Source organism: Sphingopyxis flava (assembly GCF_900168005.1).
In the GTDB taxonomy this organism is placed as follows: Bacteria; Pseudomonadota; Alphaproteobacteria; order Sphingomonadales; family Sphingomonadaceae; genus Sphingopyxis; species Sphingopyxis flava.
On record NZ_FUYP01000013.1, the window covers coordinates 90,214 to 109,875 of the forward strand.

Consider the following 19,662-nt stretch of genomic DNA (forward strand, 5'->3'; position numbering starts at 1 on the left):
ATCCCGTCCTCAGTCGCGCAGCTTGGTGTTCCACAGCGCCGTCGCGAGCAAGGTCGCAAGCACCGAACAGCCGATCCAGAACCAGATTGCGGGCCCGAAATCATAGACGCGTACGCCGCCCACCATGTGCATATGGGCGTCGATCAGCGCCCCCGACACCTGTTCCTGCACCGCCGCGCCGATATAGCTGAACACGCCGACCATGCCGAGTGCGGCGCCGGCGACGCGCTTCGGGCAGATATCGATCGCGAACAGCCCGCCAAGCGAAGTGACGAGGCCGGTCATGCCGAGCCCGAACAGGATCACCGCGATGAAGACGATGACCGGATTGTTGGGACCGAAGAACAGCAGAAGAAGCCCGACGAGTTCGATGACCCCGAAGAGCAGATTGGCGGGCGGACGGCGCGCGCCGAAGAATTTGTCCGAGACGAAGCCGAAGGCGACCGCGCCCGCAACCCCCGCCAGCGTGCTGGCGGTGAGCATCGCACCCGCTTCCGCCAGCGAATAGGCACGCGCCTCCTGCAAATAGAGGATTCCCCAGCTGTTGATCGCGTAGCGCGTCACATAGTTGGCCGCGCTCGCCAGCGCGAGAATCCAGACCGCCGGTATTTTCAGGATCGATAGCTGGGTGGCGAACACCCCGCGCTCAGGCACATCCTCCGCGGGCGGGGCATAATGGTCGTTCCGCCAGTCGGCGACGGTCGGCAAGCCGAGCGCGCGGGGCCGATCGGCCATCGCGTAATAGGCCGCGACGCCCGCGAGCACCGCCGCGACACCCGGACCCCAGAAACCCCACCGCCAGCCGCCGATCGCGACGAGCGCCGACACCACAGCAAAGGTCAATCCCTCGCCGATCGAATGCGCGGTCGACCAGATGCCGTAATAGCGCCCGCGCTCCCGGTTCGAAAACCAGCTGGCCAGCGCGACGACGCACGCCGGCGCGCCATAGCTCTGGAACCAGCCGTTGAGCCCCCAGATCAGCAGCGTCGCCCAGAACAGCGTCGAGAAACCCATCGCGATGTTGCAAAGCGCCGACAGGATCATCCCGGCCGCGAACAGTCGCTTCACATTGCTGTGGTCTGCGACGAAGCCGTTGATCAGCTTGCCGGCGGCGTAAGTATAAAACAGCGCCGAGCCGATCATGCCGAGTTCGAGTGGGGTGAAGATGCCTTGATCGATCAGCGGCTTCTTGACGATATTGATCGCGAGCCGACAAGTATAGCTGACGGCATAGGCAAGCGTGATCGCCATGATGATCCGCATCCGATAGCGCCGGAACGCGCCGTCGACGCCGTCGTCGGTTCTGACCGGCAGGTCCGGACCCGTCGCGAAATATCTGAGCATCGCCTCTCTCCCGCATCCGGCGCCCTCTTGTTTCGAGTGTCCGGAGCATGATGCTATTTCATTTTATATAAGAATGGAAGATTTGTTTCGTTTTTACTCAGGAGGTGGGAATGAGAAAGGCGTTGTCCCCTTCGCCGCCATCGGGCCAGCGCTGGGTTACCGTCTTGACCTTCGTCCAGAAGCGCACGCCCTCCATCCCATATTGATTGGTGTCGCCGAAACCCGAGCGCTTCCAGCCGCCGAAGCTATGATAGGCGACCGGCACCGGGATCGGCACGTTGATGCCGATCATGCCGACATTGACGCGCTGCGCGAATTCGCGCGCGGCGTGACCATTGCGCGTGAAAATCGACACGCCATTGCCATATTGGTGTGCGCTCGGCAGGCGCAAAGCGGTCTCGAAATCGGGGGCTCGGACGATCTGCAGCACGGGACCGAAGATTTCCTCGCGATAGGCGCGCATGGCAGTCGTGACGCGGTCGAACAGCGTTGGGCCGACGAAAAATCCGTGCTCATGTCCCTGCAGGACCAGACCGCGGCCGTCGACGACCAGTTCGGCGCCTTCATCGACCCCGGTCTGAATCCAGTCCTCGATACGCGCCTTGTGCGCGGCGTTGACGACCGGGCCATAATGCGCATCGGGATCGGTCGACACGCCGACCTTGAGCGCGGCCATCGCCGGGATCAGTCGCTCGCGAAGCGCGTCGGCGGTCGCGTCGCCGACCGGCACCACGACGGGCAGCGCCATGCAGCGCTCGCCCGCCGAACCGAAGGCGGCGCCGCACAGATCGTGCACCACCTGGTCGAGGTCGGCGTCGGGCATGACGATGCCGTGATTCTTGGCGCCACCCATCGCCTGCACACGCTTGCCGGCAGCGGCACCGCGCCCATAGACATAGTGCGCAATGTCGGAAGATCCCACGAAGCTGACCGCCGAAATCGCCGGATGATCCAGGATTGCGTCGACCATTTCCTTGTCGCCGTGGACGACCTGGAGGATGCCTTCGGGCAGCCCGGCCTCAAGCATCAGTTCGGCGAGGCGCACCGGCACCGACGGGTCGCGTTCGCTGGGCTTGAGGATGAAGGCGTTGCCTGCCGCGATCGCGGGGCCGAACATCCACATCGGGATCATCGCGGGAAAGTTGAATGGCGTGATACCCGCGACCACGCCGAGGGGCTGACGCATGGCATAGACGTCGATTCCCGGTCCGGCACCCTGCGTATATTCGCCCTTCATCGCATGCGGGATGCCGCACGAAAATTCGATCACTTCCAGCCCGCGCAGGACGTCCCCCCGTGCGTCGGCGACAACCTTGCCATGCTCGCTCGCCAGCAGTTCCACGAGATCCTGCAGGTTCGCCTCAAGCAGTTCGCGGAAACGGAACATGACGCGCGCGCGGCGCTGCGGATTGGTCGCCGCCCAGCCGGGCTGCGCCGCAGCGGCCGCCCGGACCGCGCGGTCGAGATCGGCGGCGGTGGAGAAGGCGACGCGCGCCTGGACCTGTCCGGTGCTCGGGTCGAACACGTCGCCGACGCGTCCGTTTTCAGGGCGCACGGAACCGCCGCCGGCGGTATCGCCGGCGATGAAGGGATCAATCTGTCTCATCGCTCTTCCTTACTGGCGCACGATCCACTCGTGCGCGGGGTCGTTGCGGAACACCCAGTTGCGCCGGGGTCCCGCCATCACGTTCAGATAATAAAGGTCGTATCCGTGCGGCGCGCCGACCGGATGATAGCCGCGCGGCACCATCACGACATCGCCGTCCTCGACCGCCATCGTCTCGTCGATGTCGCGCCCGTCGGTATAGACCCGCTGGAACGCAAAACCCTGCGGTGGCGACAGGCGGTGGTAATATGTTTCCTCGAGGAAAGTCTCCTCGGGATAGGCGTCGCGGTCGTGCTTGTGCGGCGGGTAGCTCGACCAGTGGCCCCCGGGCGTGATCACCTCGACGACGAGCAGGCTCTCGGCGGCATCGGTATCGGACAGGATGTTCCGGACATGCCGCGTGTTCGTGCCCTGGCCGCGCACCTCGACCGCATCGGAGCGGATCAGCCGCACCGCGCCCGCCCCGGTTCCGGGCGCTGTGCAGATCGCGATTTCCGCATCGGACACGGCCTCGATTCTGTAGCGATGGCCCGCGGGCACATAGACCGAGGTCGCCGTGCCGTCGAACACCGTCTGGCGACCGCCGATATTCTCGAAGCTCTCGCCTCCCGCCATGATCGAGACGGTTCCCGTAAGCACAACCACACACGCCTCGCGGCCGTTTTCGACACGATTGTAGCTTGCCCCCGCCGCAAGGTGGATCACACGAAAGCCGACATATTTCCAACCCGCGCTTGCAGGCGTGATGTCGAGCACCGTGCCGTCGCCCGCGGGCGGATGGGGATGGACGAGAAGCGACATCAGACCAGCGCCTCCTCACGCGCCAGCCGCTTCAGCGTGTCGAGGCCGAGCTGGCTATAGTCGCGGGGGTTGGCGATCGCCGGATCCTGTTCGGCCTCGATCACGATCCAGCCCGAATAATGCATGTCGGCAAGCGCACGCATAAACGGCGCATAGTCGTAATCGCCGTCGCCCGGTGTGGTGAACATGCCGCCGACGACCCCGTTGAGGAAGCTGGTGCCGTTCGCGCGAAATTCGTCATATTTGGCGGTGCGTACATCTTTGCAATGGACGTGAGCGACGCGCTCGGGACGCGCCTTGATCACGTCGACGGGCTCGATCCCGCCGAACAGCGCATGCCCAGTGTCGAGCACCAGACCGACATGGTCGCCGGTCGCGTCGAAGAAGCGTTCGAGTTCATCCTTCGTCTCGACGACCGTGCCGAGATGATGGTGATAGGCGAAGCGCAGCCCGCGATCATTGATGAAGCACGCGACGGTATCCAGCCGCTCGCCGAACAGCTTCCAGTCGGCGGCGGGAAGCACCGGGTGCGTATCGAGCCGGCTGCCGTAGCGATCGCAATGCACCGCGTTCGACGTCTCTGCGAGAATGAAGACGCTCGAATCCATATATTCGAGCAAGGCGAGATGCTTCGACAGCGCCTCGATTTCGGCGTCGGCGTCGCGCACGAGCAGGTTCGACGAATACCAGCCGCCGACGATGTCGAGGCCGTAGTTCACCATGATTGGCGCCAGCACCTCCGGATCGCGCGGGAACTTGTTGCCGAGTTCGACCCCGTCGAAGCCGATGTCGCGGACATCGGCGAGCAACGCGTCGAGCGTCGTGTCGCCGCCCAGTTCGCGCATGTCGTCGTTGCACCAGGCGATCGGGCTCACGCCCCAGCGGATCGTCATGTCCTCCCTCCGTCGATTCGATTTTCATAGTCACGGCGCGCGGCCTGTACTTCGGGGCGCGCCGATACTTCGGGGACCGCGACGTCCCACCAATGGCCGCCCGCCTCGGTCGTGATCGCGGGATCGGTGTCGATGACGATCACATAGCTTTTCGGCGATTGCTTCGCACGATCGAGCGCGGCTTCGAGCTCGGCGATGCCACCGACCTTCTCGGCAGCGGCGCCGAGACTGCGGGCGTGGGCCGCAAAGTCTATGTCGGGCAGGGTTTCGTGCGCCGCGTCAGCGAGCAGATTGTTGAACGGGCGCCCGCCCGTTCCCTGTTGCAGTCGGTTGATGCAGCCATAGCCCCCATTGTCGAGCAGGATGACGATGATCTTGCGGCCGAGCATCACCGAGGTCGCCAGCTCCGAATTGAGCATCAGATAGCTGCCGTCGCCGACCATCACATAAACGTCACGCGCCGGATCGGCCATCTTGACCCCCAGTCCGCCCGCGACCTCATAGCCCATGCACGAAAAGCCGTATTCGACATGGTAGCCGCCGGGGCGGTGGCTCCGCCAAAGCTTGTGGAGTTCGCCGGGCAGGCCGCCCGCGGCACAGACGACGGTCGCGTCGTCCCCCGCCTGCCGCCACACCGCTCCGATCACTTGCGCATCGGAGGGGAGCGCATTGCTCGGCGCTGTCGCGACCTCCCAAGCGGCGTTCCATTCGGCGACCGTAGCGCGGTTCGCATTGCGCCATGCGGCATCGACCTGCCAATCGGCGAGCGCTTCGGCCAGGGCCTCGAGCGTCTCGCCCGCATCGCCGACAACTGCTTCGGCGCCTTGCTTGATCGCATCGGGCGCGGCGATGTTGATCTGGATCAGCCGCTTGCCGGCGAAGAGCCGGCGCGAACCGGTGGTAAAATCCTGCAGCCTGGTGCCGACGCCGATAATCAGGTCGGCGGCTTCGGCGGCGGCATTCGCCGCGCTCGTACCGGTGACGCCGACGCTGCCGAGCGCTTGGCGGTGATCCCACGCCAGCGCGCCCTTCCCCGCCTGCGTCTCGGCGATCGGAATGCCGGTCCGCGCCGCGAGATCGGCAAGCACCGCCTCGGCCTCGGAATAGAGCACCCCGCCCCCTGCCACGATCAGCGGCGCCCTGGCGGCGCGAACCGCCTCGACGAGCGTCGCCAGTTCGGCGCGGTCAGGGCGCATCCGGCGCGGGCGCCAAAGCCGCGGGGCAAAGAAGCTCTCGGGATAATCGAAGGCCTCCGCCTGCACATCCTGACAGAGCGCGAGCGTCACCGGCCCGCAAAGCGCCGGATCGGTCAGCACCGTCATCGCGCGCGGCAGCGCGTCGATGATCTGGTTGGGCCGCGTTATGCGGTCGAAATAGCGCGACACCGGACGAAAACAGTCGTTGGCGCTCACCGTAGCGTCGGCGAAATCCTCGACCTGCTGGAGCACCGGATCGGGGCGGCGGCTCGCATAGACGTCGCCGGGCAGGAAAAGCACCGGCAGCCGGTTGACATGCGCGAGCGCCGCCGCGGTCACCATGTTCGTCGCGCCGGGACCGATCGAGGTCGTGCACGCCATCGCGCGGCGGCGGCGGCTCGCCTTGGCAAAGGCGATCGCGGCATGCGCCATGCCCTGCTCGTTATGCGCGCGATACGTCGGAAGCGCGTCTTCCATCCCGGCGAGCGCTTCGCCCATCCCCGCGACATTGCCATGGCCGAAGATCGCCCACATGCCGGCGAAATAGGGCAGCTCGACGCCATTCACCTCGACCCGCTGCATCGCAAGCCAGCGCGTCAGCGCCTGCGCCATCGTCAATCGTACATGTTTGCTCATGCCGCCACCCTAGCACTGCGCGCTGCGCGCCAGCCATCGGCGAGAACGCGCAGATTTTCGCCGAGTGCGGTGATGGCGGCCTCGTCGTCGATCGCTCCCGTCAGCCATTGCTGTGCGACGTCATGAAAGATGGTGCGTCCCACCGCGAAGCCCTTGACCAGCGGAAAAGGCGCCGCCGCGACGATGCCCGCGAGTACCTCGTCCCGCGGCGCCGACAGGCCGAGCAGAACGATGCCGCGGCAGAGTGGATCGTGGCGCAATATCGCCGTCTCACTCGCCGCCCAGGCGGCGGCGTCGGTCGTCGGTTCGAGCTTCCACCAGTCGGGATAGATACCGAGCGAATAGACATGATCGATCACCGAGGCGATCGTGCCGCTGTCGACCGGCCCATGTTTCGAAGCGATGATTTCGAGCAGGAACTCGTGGCGTGTGCGGCGGCAAGCGTCGAACAGGCGCAGCAACTGCCGGTCCTGCCGCGCGCGCATTTCGGCGTCGTCGTCCGGATGATAGAAAACGAGGCATTTGACGACATGGTTCGTCGGCCAGTCGCGCAGCGTCATGCCGACGTCGTGCGACCCTTCGAAGAGCAGCGGCCGCGACCCCGGCACCTCGATCGGCCGCCCGATCCAATAGGGATGGTCGGCCGCCGCCTCCAGCGCGCGCGCACCGAAGCGGCCATCGAGCAGCACCCCGTAGTTAGGGTCGCCCGCACCCATGCGATGAAGCGCCTCGAGCGCGAGATTCTTGAAATGATGGATCCGCGCCTCGTCGCTTTCGCCGAGTTCGGCGAGCAGATTGTCGAACTGGCTGCGGTGATCGATCGCGAGCACGGTCAGTTCATCGCGCTCGCCATGGCGGTTGGTTGACCAGTGCAATTGTTCGAGCTCGGCACTCTCGCGCAGGCGGTGCGGCCATTGCCCGGCGAGGAAGTGCCGAAGCTCATCCCACGACGCCATCGCCGGGGCGCAGCCGTGCCGCGACACCACGAGCGCGCCGCACGCATTGGCGATTTCGCAGCATTTTTCGAGCGGCATGTCCTTGAGCCAGCCGCGCAGGAAACCCGCCATGAAGGCATCCCCCGCGCCGAGCACGTTGAAAACCTCGATCGGAAAGCCGCGGCCGACGATGCCGGCATCGAGCGACGCGGGAACGGCGTCGGGAAAGGCGACGCATCCCTCGGCGCCGCGCTTGCAGACCAGCAGCGCCGAACTCTGCGCACGGATCGCGCGAAGCGCCGCGAGGGTGTCGGTCGAGCCGCCAAGGATATGGATTTCCTCTTCGGTGCCGACGATCAGGTCGCAGAGCGGCAGGACGCGCTGAAGGGCCTCGGTAACGCACTGGTCGGCGACGAACCGATCCTCGCCATTGTCCTTGCTGGCAAGTCCCCAGAGCACCGGGCGGTAATCGATGTCGAAGACGACGCGCCCCCCGGCGGCCTTCATCAGCCTCGCGGCCTTGATGCTCGCATCGAACACGCCCGGCTGCGACAGATGGGTGCCGTTGATCAGCAGCGCGCCCGCCGAAGCGACGAAATCGGGGTCTATGTCGTCGGCGCAAAGCGCCATGTCGGCGCAATTTTCGCGATAGAAGATCAGCGGAAAGGTGTCAGGATCGCGAATGCCGAGGATCGCAAGCGCGGTCAGCCGGTCGGGATCGGTGCGAACGCCGTCCGTCACGACGCCCTCGCGGTTCAGTTCCTCGACGATGAAGCGGCCGAAATGATCGGCGCCGACGCGGGCGATCAGCCCGGCGCGAAGGCCGAGGCGCGCCGCGCCGACCGCGGTGTTGGTCGGGCTCCCGCCGATATATTTGGCGAAACTCGCCATATCTTCGAGCCGGCCGCCGATCTGCTCGCCGTAAAGGTCGATCCCCGCGCGCCCCAGCGTGACGACGTCTAGCCGGTTCTCTCCGCCCCGTTCCTGCCCTTGTTGCGCCATCGTTTTCGAGACCATCCTTCTTTGGTCTGAAACACTTATTCCACTTTTATAAAGTTTGCAACATATGTTTCACTCGGCGGCGGAAATGAAATGGCTATGCCGATCCGTCTTCCCGCGTCTTGCCGTCGGCGCGTGTCGCCTCGAATGCAAAATTGATGACGAGCGCCTGCGCGAGACACATCGACGCGGACAGCGAACGGAATTTCCGCACCTCCGCTTCACGAACTTGAAGCACCTGCTCGGCGGGCTTGGCGACCGGGCTTACCAAACTGTCGCTGATCGCTAGAACGCGGCCGCCGGCCGTCCGGGCGGCGTTGACGACAGCGATCGTCTCTTCCGAATAGGGATGAAAGCTGATCGCGATCAGCAGGTCGTCGGGGCCCATCGCATGCACTTGCTGAAGTCCGAGACCTCCGACTCCGTCGATGAACACCGCACGTTTGCCCGCCTGGAGCAGCGAATAGGCGATATAGGAGGCGACGGGGAAGGAGCGGCGAAAGCCCGCGACATGCACGGTATCGGCCGCCATCAGCAAATCGACCGCCGCGCGCATGTCGGCGCCGCTGACCGTCTGCAACAGATTCTGGATCGCGAGACTGTTGCCCTCGACAAATTCGGAGAGAAGGTTCGCGGGCTCGATATCGCTGGCACTGGTTGCCTGATCGAGCTGGCGGACGCGCTCCGAATAGCCGAGCGCGGCGTTGTTGCTGAGCAGACCGTCGCGGAACAGCCGTTGCATCTGGCTCGCGCCCTCGAACCCGAAACTCTTGGCAAAACGCACGATCGCCGAGGGCTGGACGCCGCAACGGTCGGCGATCACCGCAAGCGTTTCGAGCGCAATGTCGTTGGGTTCGTCGAGGATATAGCGCGCGATCTGCTTGAGCCGCTTGCTCAGTGTCTCGTAACGGCTCACGATCTCGGCGCGCAATGCCTCCGCTGAGGCGGGGGCAGTCAGGACGTCGGTCAAATATATTCTCCCCCATTCACCCGGAAAAACGGAATATCTGTTCAAAACTTGTAACGCAACTGTCGCCATGCGGCCCGTTCCACGCTATGGAATATGCATTCCATATTATATATATATGGAATATGACTTCAACCGGAAGAGGATAGAATGCACGACATCGCACTGATCGGCGCCGGCAGGATCGGCAAAGTCCACGCGGCGAACCTGGCCGCGAACCCGCGCCTGCGGCTGACGCGGGTTGTCGATCCCTTTCCCGAGGCCGCGGCGGCGATCGCGGCGCAATATGACGCTCGCGTCTCGACAATCGAGGAAGCGCTGGCCGATCCAGCGGTTGCGGGGGTCGTCGTCGCGAGTTCGACCGACACCCATCTTCCCTACAGCCTCGCCGCTGCCGAGGCCGGCAAGGCGATCTTCTGCGAAAAGCCGCTCGATCAGGATCTGGCCGCCGCGCGCGAATCGGCGGCGCGGTTCGCGGCGCTGAACGCGCGGTTGTTCCTGGCATTCAACCGCCGCTTCGACCCGAACTTCTCGGCATTGCAGGCGCGGCTTTCTGCCGGCGCGGTCGGCACGCTCGAAACGCTGCACATCATCAGCCACGACCCCGCACCGCCGCCGGTTGACTATGTCAAAGTGTCGGGCGGCATCTTCAAGGACATGGTCATTCACGATTTCGACATGGCGCGCTGGCTGCTCGGCGAGGACGTGACGGAAGTCTTTGCCAGCGCGTCCGTGCTCGTCGATCCCGCGATCGGCGAGGCGGGCGATGCCGATACCGCGAAGACGATCCTGCGCACGGCGTCGGGCCGGCTCTGCATGATCTCGTCGAGCCGCCGCAGCGGCTATGGCTATGACCAGCGTATCGAGGCCTTCGGATCGAAGGGCATGATCCGGGCGCAGAACCAGCTCGAAACGACGGTCGAGACGTGGGGCGAAGAGGGCGCCGCCGCCGACCGCTTCCAGAATTTCTTCCTCGATCGCTATGCGGTCGCCTACGCGCGCGAGGCTGATCATTTCGCCGACATTCTCGACGGCGCCGTACCGCTCATCGATTTCCGCGACGGCGTCGCGGCGCTGGCGCTGGCCGAAGCGGCGGCGCAGTCGGCGCGGTCGGGGGAACGGGTGCTGCTGTAAAATGGCCGTCATCCCCGCGAAGGCAGGGACCGCCAGCGGTTTACGCAGCGGCGAAGGATAAGGCCGATGTCGGCCCCCGCCTTCGCGGGGGCGATGGTCGTTTTATCGGCTCGCGCATCAGAGCCGGCTTCGCCTTCTCCCACAAAGAAAGGGGCCAGGTTTCCCCGGCCCCAGACCCAGTGCGACCCCCGCAGAGGATCAGAATTTGAACTGTATACCTGTCTTGACCGAGTAGCCGTAGCGTTCAACCTCGTCGGTCCGCGACGAAATGCCCTGGAAGACGCGATAGGGTTCGTCGTTGAGGTTCGATCCTTCGAGGAAGATCGTCACATTCTTGACGATGTCATAGCCGATGCGCGCGTCCCACTGGTTGAAGGCGCCGACATAAAAATCGGTGTCGGTATCCTCGCCGGGTTCGAGCAGATAGGCCGAGCGGTATGTATAGGCGACGCGCGCCGACAGCCCGCCCTTTTCATAGGAGAGGAAGGCGGACGCCACCCGGTTCGACTGGCTGGCGAGCGGGAGCCGCTCGTTGCCGCGGCCCGGAATGCCCTTGGCACGCGACTTCACGAAGGTGATGCTGCCGCCGATGCTGAAGCCGTCGAGCGGCGCAGGCAGGAAGCTGAGTTCGGTCTGCGCGTTGATCTCGATGCCCTTCACGAACGCGCTGTCGGCGTTGACCGGCATCGTCACCTGCGCATCGACGAGCGCCTGTCCGGCGAAGGTGCCGCTCTGCTCGGTGGTCGCCGAGTAGATCGGATTCTCGATCGTCTTGTAGAATCCGGCAATGCTGATGATGCCCTTGCGCCCGATATAATATTCGCCCGCGAGATCATAGTTGGTCGAGGTCAGCGGCTTCAGGTTCGGATTGCCCATCGAGACTTCGTTGTCGCTGGTGTTGACGACCGCCGTCGGCGCGAGCTGTTCATAGTTCGCCCGCCCGATCGCGCGCGTCACCGCGGCGCGCAGGACGAGCGACGGCGTCGCATTCCAGCGCAGGTTGAGGCCCGGGAAGAAGTCGGTGTAGCTCTGCGACCCGAAGCTGTCGTAATCCTTGCCGAGGTCGGCGACGGTCGTCGTGTCGAGAATGTCCTTCGCCGCATAATTGCTTTTCGTCTTTTCCATGCGGACGCCGGGGATCGCGGTGACGGTGCCGAATTTCAGCGTCGCCATCGCATAGGCGGCGAAAATCTTTTCGCGGATCAGATAGTCGCCGGCCAGGCTGTCGCCGACGGTGCCTTCCTCATCCAGCTCGAACCCGGCGAGGTTCGACTGGAAGAATCTGTCGGCGCTCGGACGGCTGATCGTGGCGCCGAGCGGATAGCGACCCTTGAAGATGCTGTCGATCGGCGCGCCCTCGACCTCATCGAGCGTGAAGTCATCGTCATAGCCTCCATAAATGACGGATTCTTCGTCGTTGGTCTTGCGCCGCTGCGTATATTTGGCACCGACCTGGATCGTGCTGTCATCGCCGATGCCGATCGGGGTGCGGAAATCGGCGCGCGTCTGATAAAGATTCTCGCGCGCGCGGCGATGCTCATAGCTTGTTTCGTCGAATTTATACTTGGTCGGGTCGAACGCCGCCGCATCGGGTCGATAGAGCGGGATGGATCCCGACAGGTCGTATGACCCGGTGATTTTCTTGGCCGCGAAGATGATTTCATCGCGATGCGGGTCGCGCTTGTTGGCCTGGGTATAGCTGCCCTCGACGCGCAGCCAGCTCGGGCCGAGATTGAATTCGCCGCCGAACGACGAGGTGAAAGTGTCCGAATTTTCCTCGCGCGATCGCAGCGCGCGCTTCGCCTTGGCGGCGGCGAAATCGCCGCTGGTCGCGGTCTGGTTGGTGATCTCGTCCTCGTCGAGGTCGACCTGGAAGCCCGGACGCGATTCCTTGTCCTTGTATTTGGAATAGAGGAAGCGCGCAAAGACCTTCACGTCGTCGGTCGGGCGCCAGTCGAAATTGGCGACCGCGCCATAGCGCTGACGGCGCGTATGATAGTCGCGCAGCGTCTGGCGCAGCGGCACGAATTCACCGCCCACCTCCTCCCACTTGCCGCCTGACTGGATGTTCTGCGCCTCGAACTCGCGGTTCGAATAGTTGAGCGCGAAGACGAAGCCGAACTGGCGATCGGGGCCGAAGCGCGACCCGATCGATGCGTCGAACTCATAGGGATGCTTGCCGTTCAGATCATATTTGCCATAGGCGGCGCGCAGGCTGCCGAAGGTGCCCGGCCGGTCGAAAGCGGTCACGGTTTCAATATTGGCGGCGCCCGCGATCGCATTGGCGTCCATGTCGGGAGTCAGCGTCTTCGAAACCGTCACAGCGCCGATCAGCGCCGACGGGATGTCGTCGAGCTTCACCTGACGCGAGTCGGGTTCCGGGGCGGCGGCGGTCTGGCCGTTCAAGGTCACGTTGAGCAGGTCGGGCGACACGCCGCGGACGGTCAGATAGCGCCCTTCGCCCATGTCGTTCGCGACGCTGAGGCCCGGCAGGCGGCGCAGCGTTTCGGCGACATTCTGGTCGGGCAGTCGCCCGACGTCGTCGGCGCGGACCTCGTCGACTTGCGTATCGGTGTTCCGCTTCGTCTCGAGCGCCGCGCGATCGGCGGCGCGTCGACCGGTGACGACGATCGCATCGCCTTGCTCCGCTGCATCCTGGGCCCAGGCATCCGCCGTGGGAACCGCTAGACATGTCGTGATTAAAAGCGCCCGTCCGAACCGCCGTGTCATTATGGACTCTCCTCCCCCGGCACGGCTCCCTGCCGCGCTCGTTCGGGCAGCATAATGACACAATTATTCTATATTGCAAGATAAATAGAATATATCTTGCATGATGGCTTGCGGAGACGCGCGGCAGCGGCCCGCGTGGCGGGCGACCTGACACCCGGCTGACGGAAGGATCAGGCCTATAGCGCCCAGCCGACGCGGACTTCCAGCCCGCCGAGCGGCGAGCGCGCGAGGGCAAGATCGCCACCCGAGGCCTCGGCCAGTTCGCGTGCGATGGCAAGGCCGAGTCCATGGCCTTCGTCGCCCGAATCGAGGCGCGCGCCGCGCAGGATCGCTTCCTCGCGCTGCGCATCATCAAGACCGGGTCCGTCGTCGCCGACGACCAGCATCCGCCGCTCGCCGGTCGTTTCGACCGCGACACGGACGAGGCGGCGCGCATGGCGCGCGGCGTTTTCGAGCAGGGGACCGAGCAGTTCGGCGGCATCGTCGCCCGCGAGCGGCAACGTCGCGCTTTCGTCACAGGCCAGCGAAAACGCCACGCGCTCGCCTGCCTCGGTCTGCTCGATCACCGCGACGAGCCGCTCGATCAGCGGCAGCGCGACCGTGCTGCGCCCTTCGGGAACGAGGCTGATCCGCGTCCGCGCCAATTCGCCGCCGATCGCCGCGCGCATCGCCGCGATCGACGAATCGAGACCGTCGGCCACCGCCGTCGCTCCGCTCTCGCGCACCCTGGCGCTTTGCGCGGCAAGCGCGGCGAGCGGCGTCTTGAGTCCGTGCGCAAGGTCGGCGGCGCGGCGGCGGGCGCGCACCAGATCAGCTTCGCGCGCGTCGGCCAGTGCATCGATCGATTCGGTGAGCGGCGCCAGCTCACGGGGATAGGCGCCGCCCAGACGCGCCCCGGCATCGCGACGCAGCCGCTCGACCTCCTGTCCGACGCGCCGCAGCGGGCGGAGGCCCAGCCCAACCTGCGCCCAGGCCGCAAGCGCGAGGACGGTCCACAGCAATGCGAGGAACAGCGCCATCTCGCGCCCGAACTCGCGCTGCGCCGGAGCCAGCTTGGCGAGGTCGTAGCCGAGTTGAACGATCACCGGCGATTCCTGCGGTTGCAGGCGGATCGCGCGTTCCATCAACAGCAGCTGCTGACCGAAGGGGCCCTCGGCGCGGCGAATCCGCCACCGATCGGCGGGTGCCGACACGGTGGTCGGCAGATGACTGTCCCAAAGCGAAATCGAGCGGATCGCGCCGGCAGCGGTCGACGCCTGCCAGTAGAGACCACCGGCTGGAACCGCGAAGCGCGGATCGGCAGGCTCGGACCCCGCAACCGGCACACCATGGGCCAATTGCAGATCGGCGAGGAGCGGCCGCACCTGAACCAGCAGTTCGTCCTCGACGCGCCGCTCGACATGGCCGTTGAACAGCCAGGTCATTGCGAACCAGGCGACGATCAGCGCGAGGGCGATCGCCACACCGGCCCCCGTGATCAACCGAAGCCGGAGCGAGCGTCGCGTCACGCGGCAGCGGCCGGCAGGACGTAACCGAAGCCGCGCCGGGTCTGGATGGTGTCGGCGCCGAGCTTGCGCCGCAGTCGCGCGATCAGCGCCTCGATCGCGTTGGCGTTTTCGGTATCGGCGTCGCCATAGAGATGATCGGAAAGTTCGGTCGCGGGCACGGCGCGGCCGGCATGATGGGCGAGATAGTCGAGCAGCCGATACTCAAGCGGCGAGAGCTTGACGAGCGCGCCGTCGAGCGTCGCGGTCATCCGGTGGGTATCGATCCGCAGCGGCCCCGCCTCGATCATCGGGCTCGACCGCCCGGCGGCGCGGCGGATCAGCCCGCGGACGCGCGCCACCAGTTCCTCCATCGCCCACGGCTTTGCCATATAATCGTCGGCGCCCGCCTCGATCCCGGCAACCTTGTCGGTCCATTCGCCCCGCGCCGACAGGATCAGGACCGGGAAATTCCGTCCCGCCTCGCGCCAGCGCCGGACCACCGACAGCCCGTCGAGCCGCGGCAGGCCGAGGTCGACGATCGCGACATCATAATCCTCGACATCGCCGTTGAACCACGCCTGCTGGCCGTCACCCGCAAGATCGACGACGAATCCCGCCGCGGTCATCCCGCGGACGAGTTCGGAAGCGACGACCGGGTCGTCCTCGACCACCAATGCGCGCATCAATCATCCTCGATCTTGATCACCCGGCCGGTCCTGGCGTCGATTTCGACCTCGCGCACCCTGCCGCCGCCGGTCAGGATTTTCACCTCATATTTGAACCCGAAGGATTCGCGTTCCAGCTTGACCTTGAGCACGTCGCCCGGGACGCGCTCGGTCGCGATCGCCAGGACACGGGTGATCGGCAGGATTTCGCCGCGCGCCAGCGCGGCGCTCGCCGCGCGTTGGTCGGCCTTGTCATCCTTGTCCTTTGCGGAGATCGCGACGGGGACGGTGAGAGCGGTCACAGCGACCGCAAGGAGAAGTGTCTTTTTCATACGCCCTCCCTGCCACAAGGCCGCTGATAGGAAGCTGACATCACCGACCGCACGGGCTGATCGGCAAATGGCATTGATGAAATAAATTTTCCTATTTATATAGTGTCGATAAATTTATTCCACAATGGAGAGGCCCGTGAAGCGCATCCTGCTGTTATCCACCGCACTGCTGGCGGCCTGCGCCGCGCCCGGACCGGGCGCCGATACGCCCCCCGCCAGCCAGCCATCGCTGAAGCTGGAGAAGGTCGTGATGCTGATGCGGCACGGCATCCGTCCGCCGACGAAGCCCGCCGTCGTCCCGCCGGGCTATTCGTCCGAGACATGGTCCGGCTGGCCCGTCGATTTCGGCCTGCTGACGCCGCGCGGCGCGGCGGGCGTCAAGCTTCTCGGCGAAAGCGACCGCGCCTATTTCGGCGCCCGCGGCCTGTTCCCCGGCGGATGCCCCGCGCCCGGCACGATCGTCCTGAAGGCGAGTTACAAGGAGCGCACGATCGAAACGGCGCGAAGCTGGGCGGCGGGCTTCATGCCCGGCTGCGCAGCGGCGATATCCCACCCCGCCGGTTCCGACGACGACGCGATCTTTCACGGTCTCGACAGCGGCCCGGCGTCGTTCGACGGGAATCGCGCCTATGACGCGGCGCTGGCGCAAGCGCCCGAAGGCGGACTCGCCGCCGAGACCGAACGCCACCGCGGCGAACTGACGCTGCTCGCGAAAGTGCTGAATTGCGCCGTGCCGGCCTGTCCGCTCGTCGCCGAACCCAGCCGGCTGGTCGCGCAGCCGCACGATCGCCCCGATCTCGAAGGCCCGCTCGCCGTCGCATCGACGGCCAGCCAGACGCTGCTGCTCGAATATCTGGAGGGCAAGCCGATGGCCGAAGTCGGCTGGGGCCGCGTGAGCCGCGCCGAGATCGAGCAATTGCTGCGCTTCCACCCGCTCAAGTTCCGTTATTCGAACCGTCCCGGCTATATCGCTGCTGCCGCTGCCGCGCCGATCGTGCACGAGATCGTCACGGCGCTCGGTGACCGGAGCCCGGCGCGGCTGACGTTGCTTGCCGGACACGACACCAACGTCGCCGACCTCGGCGGTTTCTTCGACCTGCACTGGCAGGTGCCGAGCTATCCCGCCGACGAAGTTCCACCCGGCAGCGCGCTGGGGTTCGAACTGGTCAGCAATGCCAGGGGCGACCGCTATGTCCGCGCTTTCTATCGCGCGCAGACGATGGACCAGTTGAGGAACCTCGAAGCGCTGGGATCGGACGATGCCCTGTTCCGCCGCTATCTCCCCATTCCGGGGTGCGGCCATTCGGTCGAGGCGACCGCGTGCAACTGGAACGACTTCGCCCGGATCGCCATGCCGCGCGGATAAGACGGCCTATCTGCCGAAGCTGCGCTGGACGGTCAACCCGACATAGCGGCCGCTGCGCAGCACCCGCTGCTCGCGATAGCGCAGCGCGGCGTCGCCGCGGACGCCGGCATAGATGTCGCGCGTCCGCGTCGCGGCGCTGTCGGTCAGATTCCGGCCGAACAGGCGAAGCGTCCAGCGCGCATCGGGGCGATATTCGATGAACAGATCGAGCCGCCCGGCCAGACGATCGGCCTCGACCTCTTCGACCTTGAACGCGGTCTCGGTGCGCGCGAAGGCATAGCCGCCGCCCCAGCGCAGCTTCCACGCCGGAATGTCATGGGTCAACGCCACCCGCGCCTCGACCGGAAGGTCGCCCGAGATAGGCCGCCGCTCGCCGGTCGCGGGATCGGTCGCCCGGCCGCGCCGCGCGACGAGATCGGCAGTCACTACGACCCCCCTGGCACCGAACGCGTCCAGCGGCCATTTGAGCGACGCTTCGACGGTATCGCGGCGTGCCGCGCCGATATTGCCGACCGCGTCGTACAGGGTCCCATCGACGACGACGGGAAGCTGGTCGACCAGATCGGATATCCATTCGCGGCGCGCGGCAACGGTGACGGACCCGGCGCCGAAGCGGCGTTCGTAGCTCAGCTCGATGCGCCAGAGGCTGTCGGGCTCCAGATCGGCATTGCCGGCGCTGATCGTCCCGCTGGTCAAGGACGCGGCGCCGACGAAATCGCCGAAATCGAGCTGGCCGACCGCGCGTTCGGCCAGCAGGCGAAACGTCCGGTTCGGCGCCGGCGCCCAGACGAGCCGCGCACGCGGTTTCCAGAAGGCGAAGGATTTGACGAGGTCGATGTCGCCCGTCTGCGACAGGCGGGAGATTTCGTATCTGACGCCGAACTCCGCCATGGTCCGTGCGCCGAACGGACGGCTGGCGGTCACGAACAATTCGGCGCGGCGCTCGGCAACGCGAACGTTGGCCTGGGGCAGCGGAACCGGTTCGCCGTCCTCGACCAGCGCATTCCGGACATCGAGACTGTTGACCGCGCCCTCGGCGCCGATCTCGATCGTCGCGCCGCCCCGATGATGGCGGAGCGCGGCGCGCAGGATCGCTTCGCTGGCGTTCGAACGCTCGTCCGAGACGCTGTATTCCCACGCGGTCGATTCGCGATCGATGCCGACGGTCGTCACCGACCGATAGCTTCCGACCAGTTCGAGGTCGTCCGCCGGGCCAAGCGCACGGTCGTAGCGCAACCCTCCTTCATAAGTGCGCGCATGCTTGCGCTCGCTGCCGACGATCGCATCGGGCGCGGGGAAAATGACGGCATGGGCGATATCGGCGAATTTGCGCTTGTCCTGGACCAACCCGTTGAGGCGAAGCGTCCCGCCGAACAGCGGCTGGCGATAGGCGAGCGTCGCCTGCGCGACGTCGGCGCCCTCGGGCTGCGCATAATCGACGAGGCGCAGCGGCGTGCCATCGCTCGCAAAGCGGTTGCGGACGCCGAAACCATGTTCGTCGTCGATCTCGCGATAGACGGTAGCGAAAAGGTCGATCACCCGGCCCCGCCCGTCGAACGTCGCCTGCGCCGAAATGCGCGGCGCGCGCAGGCCGTGCCGGTAGAGCGCCTGTTCTGCCTCGATCCGGCCGCCGATCGTGCCCGTCTTCACCAGGATGACGTTGGCGAGCAGCGCATGGCCCTGCATGTCGTAGCCCGCCGTCCCGGCGCGTATCAGTTCGATGCGGGCGACGCGCGACGCGGGAAGCCGCTTCAGGATCGCTTCGAGCGTGTCGGTCTTTCCGGCGGGGCGCTGTCCGTCGATCAGGACATTGCCCGCGACGCCGGAATAGCCGCGCACGTCCGCCATGCCTTCGGCGATCGTGAAGGCCGGAAGCAGTGCCACCATCTCATATGCGTTGGAGGGTTGCGTCCGGTCGAAGAAGCGCTGGTCGTAAACCGGGTTTCCCGTGTCCCCGCTGTCCTGCCCCGCCGCCGGCGCGATCGCGCAGGATCCGGCCCACAGAAACAGCGCGATGCGAATGCCATGAACCATGCGGCGCCAATCCTCCGACAGGCGGCCATTTGGCCCGCCCCCGAAGATCCATGCGCCCATCCTGCTGACATCCGCTCGTCGGCACATGTCAGTTCGGCGTCAGTTTCAGAAATCCTGGCCTCAACCGGGACCAGCCCAGGCCCGTAGCCGTGATCCGTCGGTGATGTTCGCAGGACCGGCTACATCTCGGGGAACCAACAGAAGAATCGCGCGCGTGTCTCAGCCACACCAGCATGTCATCGCCCGTCGGGACAATACCCCCTCACCGCCGATCGGCACGCCGATCACGCCGCGCACATATCGCCGGTGGAAATTCTGGTATTCTGTCGGGCAGTAGGCCACCACATTCGACTTGCCGTCGATACCCAGACCAAATTGCGTGAGCTCAACAGACATGGCCGAATGCCGAACAATCAAACGCTGTCGTTGCCCCTTAATTTCGGGACAGTTCCTCACTGGTTGATTGGACGATGTATTCGCGCGGGGCGAGGTAGCCAAGTGCGCGATGCGGATGGACGGTGTTGTAGTGGTGGAACC

The 19,662-nt window shown here is 65.5% G+C and carries 15 protein-coding genes; 2 read left to right on the forward strand and 13 right to left on the reverse strand.

The window, feature by feature from the left end; genetic code table 11:
• Positions 1 to 9: 9 nt before the first annotated feature.
• From B5X69_RS12135 to B5X69_RS12165, 7 genes are all read right to left on the reverse strand, one after another.
• Positions 10 to 1,344, reverse strand: coding sequence for an MFS transporter (locus B5X69_RS12135; protein WP_079638948.1), 1,335 nt, complete (start codon positions 1,342 to 1,344; stop codon positions 10 to 12).
• Positions 1,345 to 1,441: 97 nt separating this feature from the next.
• Positions 1,442 to 2,950, reverse strand: a complete 1,509-nt coding sequence (locus B5X69_RS12140) for a CoA-acylating methylmalonate-semialdehyde dehydrogenase (protein ID WP_079638949.1) — start codon at positions 2,948 to 2,950, stop codon at positions 1,442 to 1,444.
• A gap of 9 nt (positions 2,951 to 2,959) precedes the next feature.
• On the reverse strand, positions 2,960 to 3,751 hold the full coding sequence (gene iolB, locus B5X69_RS12145) for a 5-deoxy-glucuronate isomerase (protein ID WP_079638950.1): 792 nt from the start codon (positions 3,749 to 3,751) through the stop codon (positions 2,960 to 2,962).
• Positions 3,751 to 4,644, reverse strand: a complete 894-nt coding sequence (iolE, locus tag B5X69_RS12150) for a myo-inosose-2 dehydratase (RefSeq protein ID WP_079638951.1) — start codon at positions 4,642 to 4,644, stop codon at positions 3,751 to 3,753. Before iolE ends, iolB begins: the two co-directional genes overlap by 1 nt.
• On the reverse strand, positions 4,641 to 6,476 hold the full coding sequence (iolD, locus tag B5X69_RS12155; protein WP_079638952.1) for a 3D-(3,5/4)-trihydroxycyclohexane-1,2-dione acylhydrolase (decyclizing): 1,836 nt from the start codon (positions 6,474 to 6,476) through the stop codon (positions 4,641 to 4,643). Before iolD ends, iolE begins: the two co-directional genes overlap by 4 nt.
• A complete protein-coding gene (locus tag B5X69_RS12160) occupies positions 6,473 to 8,413 on the reverse strand; it encodes a bifunctional 5-dehydro-2-deoxygluconokinase/5-dehydro-2-deoxyphosphogluconate aldolase (RefSeq protein WP_079638983.1) in 1,941 nt (646 codons plus the stop codon). The genes iolD and B5X69_RS12160 overlap by 4 nt, the downstream gene beginning before the upstream one ends.
• Positions 8,414 to 8,507: 94 nt before the next feature.
• Positions 8,508 to 9,380, reverse strand: a complete 873-nt coding sequence (locus B5X69_RS12165; protein ID WP_217699118.1) for a MurR/RpiR family transcriptional regulator — start codon at positions 9,378 to 9,380, stop codon at positions 8,508 to 8,510.
• Positions 9,381 to 9,527: 147 nt separating this feature from the next.
• Between B5X69_RS12165 and iolG the strand changes: the two genes are divergently transcribed.
• Positions 9,528 to 10,511: an inositol 2-dehydrogenase gene (gene iolG, locus B5X69_RS12170; RefSeq protein ID WP_079638954.1), complete on the forward strand. Its 984-nt coding sequence runs from the start codon at positions 9,528 to 9,530 to the stop codon at positions 10,509 to 10,511.
• A gap of 198 nt (positions 10,512 to 10,709) precedes the next feature.
• On the opposite strand, the gene B5X69_RS12175 is transcribed toward iolG, so the two are convergent.
• The 4 genes from B5X69_RS12175 to B5X69_RS12190 all read right to left on the reverse strand — a co-directional run bounded on the left by B5X69_RS12175 (position 10,710) and on the right by B5X69_RS12190 (position 15,725).
• Positions 10,710 to 13,241 (reverse strand): TonB-dependent receptor, encoded by a 2,532-nt coding sequence (locus B5X69_RS12175; RefSeq protein ID WP_079638955.1) that lies wholly within the window; start codon positions 13,239 to 13,241, stop codon positions 10,710 to 10,712.
• Positions 13,242 to 13,417: 176 nt separating this feature from the next.
• Entirely contained in the window at positions 13,418 to 14,704 is a 1,287-nt protein-coding gene (locus B5X69_RS12180) for a sensor histidine kinase (protein WP_217699119.1), read from the reverse strand.
• A gap of 41 nt (positions 14,705 to 14,745) precedes the next feature.
• Positions 14,746 to 15,411 carry a response regulator transcription factor gene (locus B5X69_RS12185; protein WP_067106828.1) on the reverse strand — a complete coding sequence of 222 codons (666 nt, stop codon included), beginning with the start codon at positions 15,409 to 15,411 and terminating at the stop codon, positions 14,746 to 14,748.
• Positions 15,411 to 15,725, reverse strand: a complete 315-nt coding sequence (locus tag B5X69_RS12190; protein WP_067106825.1) for a PepSY domain-containing protein — start codon at positions 15,723 to 15,725, stop codon at positions 15,411 to 15,413. Before B5X69_RS12190 ends, B5X69_RS12185 begins: the two co-directional genes overlap by 1 nt.
• 136 nt (positions 15,726 to 15,861) lie before the next feature.
• Between B5X69_RS12190 and B5X69_RS12195 the strand changes: the two genes are divergently transcribed.
• Entirely contained in the window at positions 15,862 to 17,091 is a 1,230-nt protein-coding gene (locus B5X69_RS12195; protein ID WP_176141589.1) for a histidine-type phosphatase, read from the forward strand.
• Positions 17,092 to 17,097: 6 nt separating this feature from the next.
• Here B5X69_RS12195 and B5X69_RS12200 read toward each other — a convergent pair whose 3' ends face one another.
• The gene (locus tag B5X69_RS12200; protein ID WP_176141590.1) at positions 17,098 to 19,125 is read right to left on the reverse strand and encodes a TonB-dependent receptor plug domain-containing protein; all 2,028 of its coding nucleotides are present in this window, start codon (positions 19,123 to 19,125) and stop codon (positions 17,098 to 17,100) included.
• Between the two features lie 219 nt (positions 19,126 to 19,344).
• Positions 19,345 to 19,662 (reverse strand): hypothetical protein (locus tag B5X69_RS21705; protein WP_217699120.1); only part of this gene is annotated, 318 nt, incomplete at its 5' end.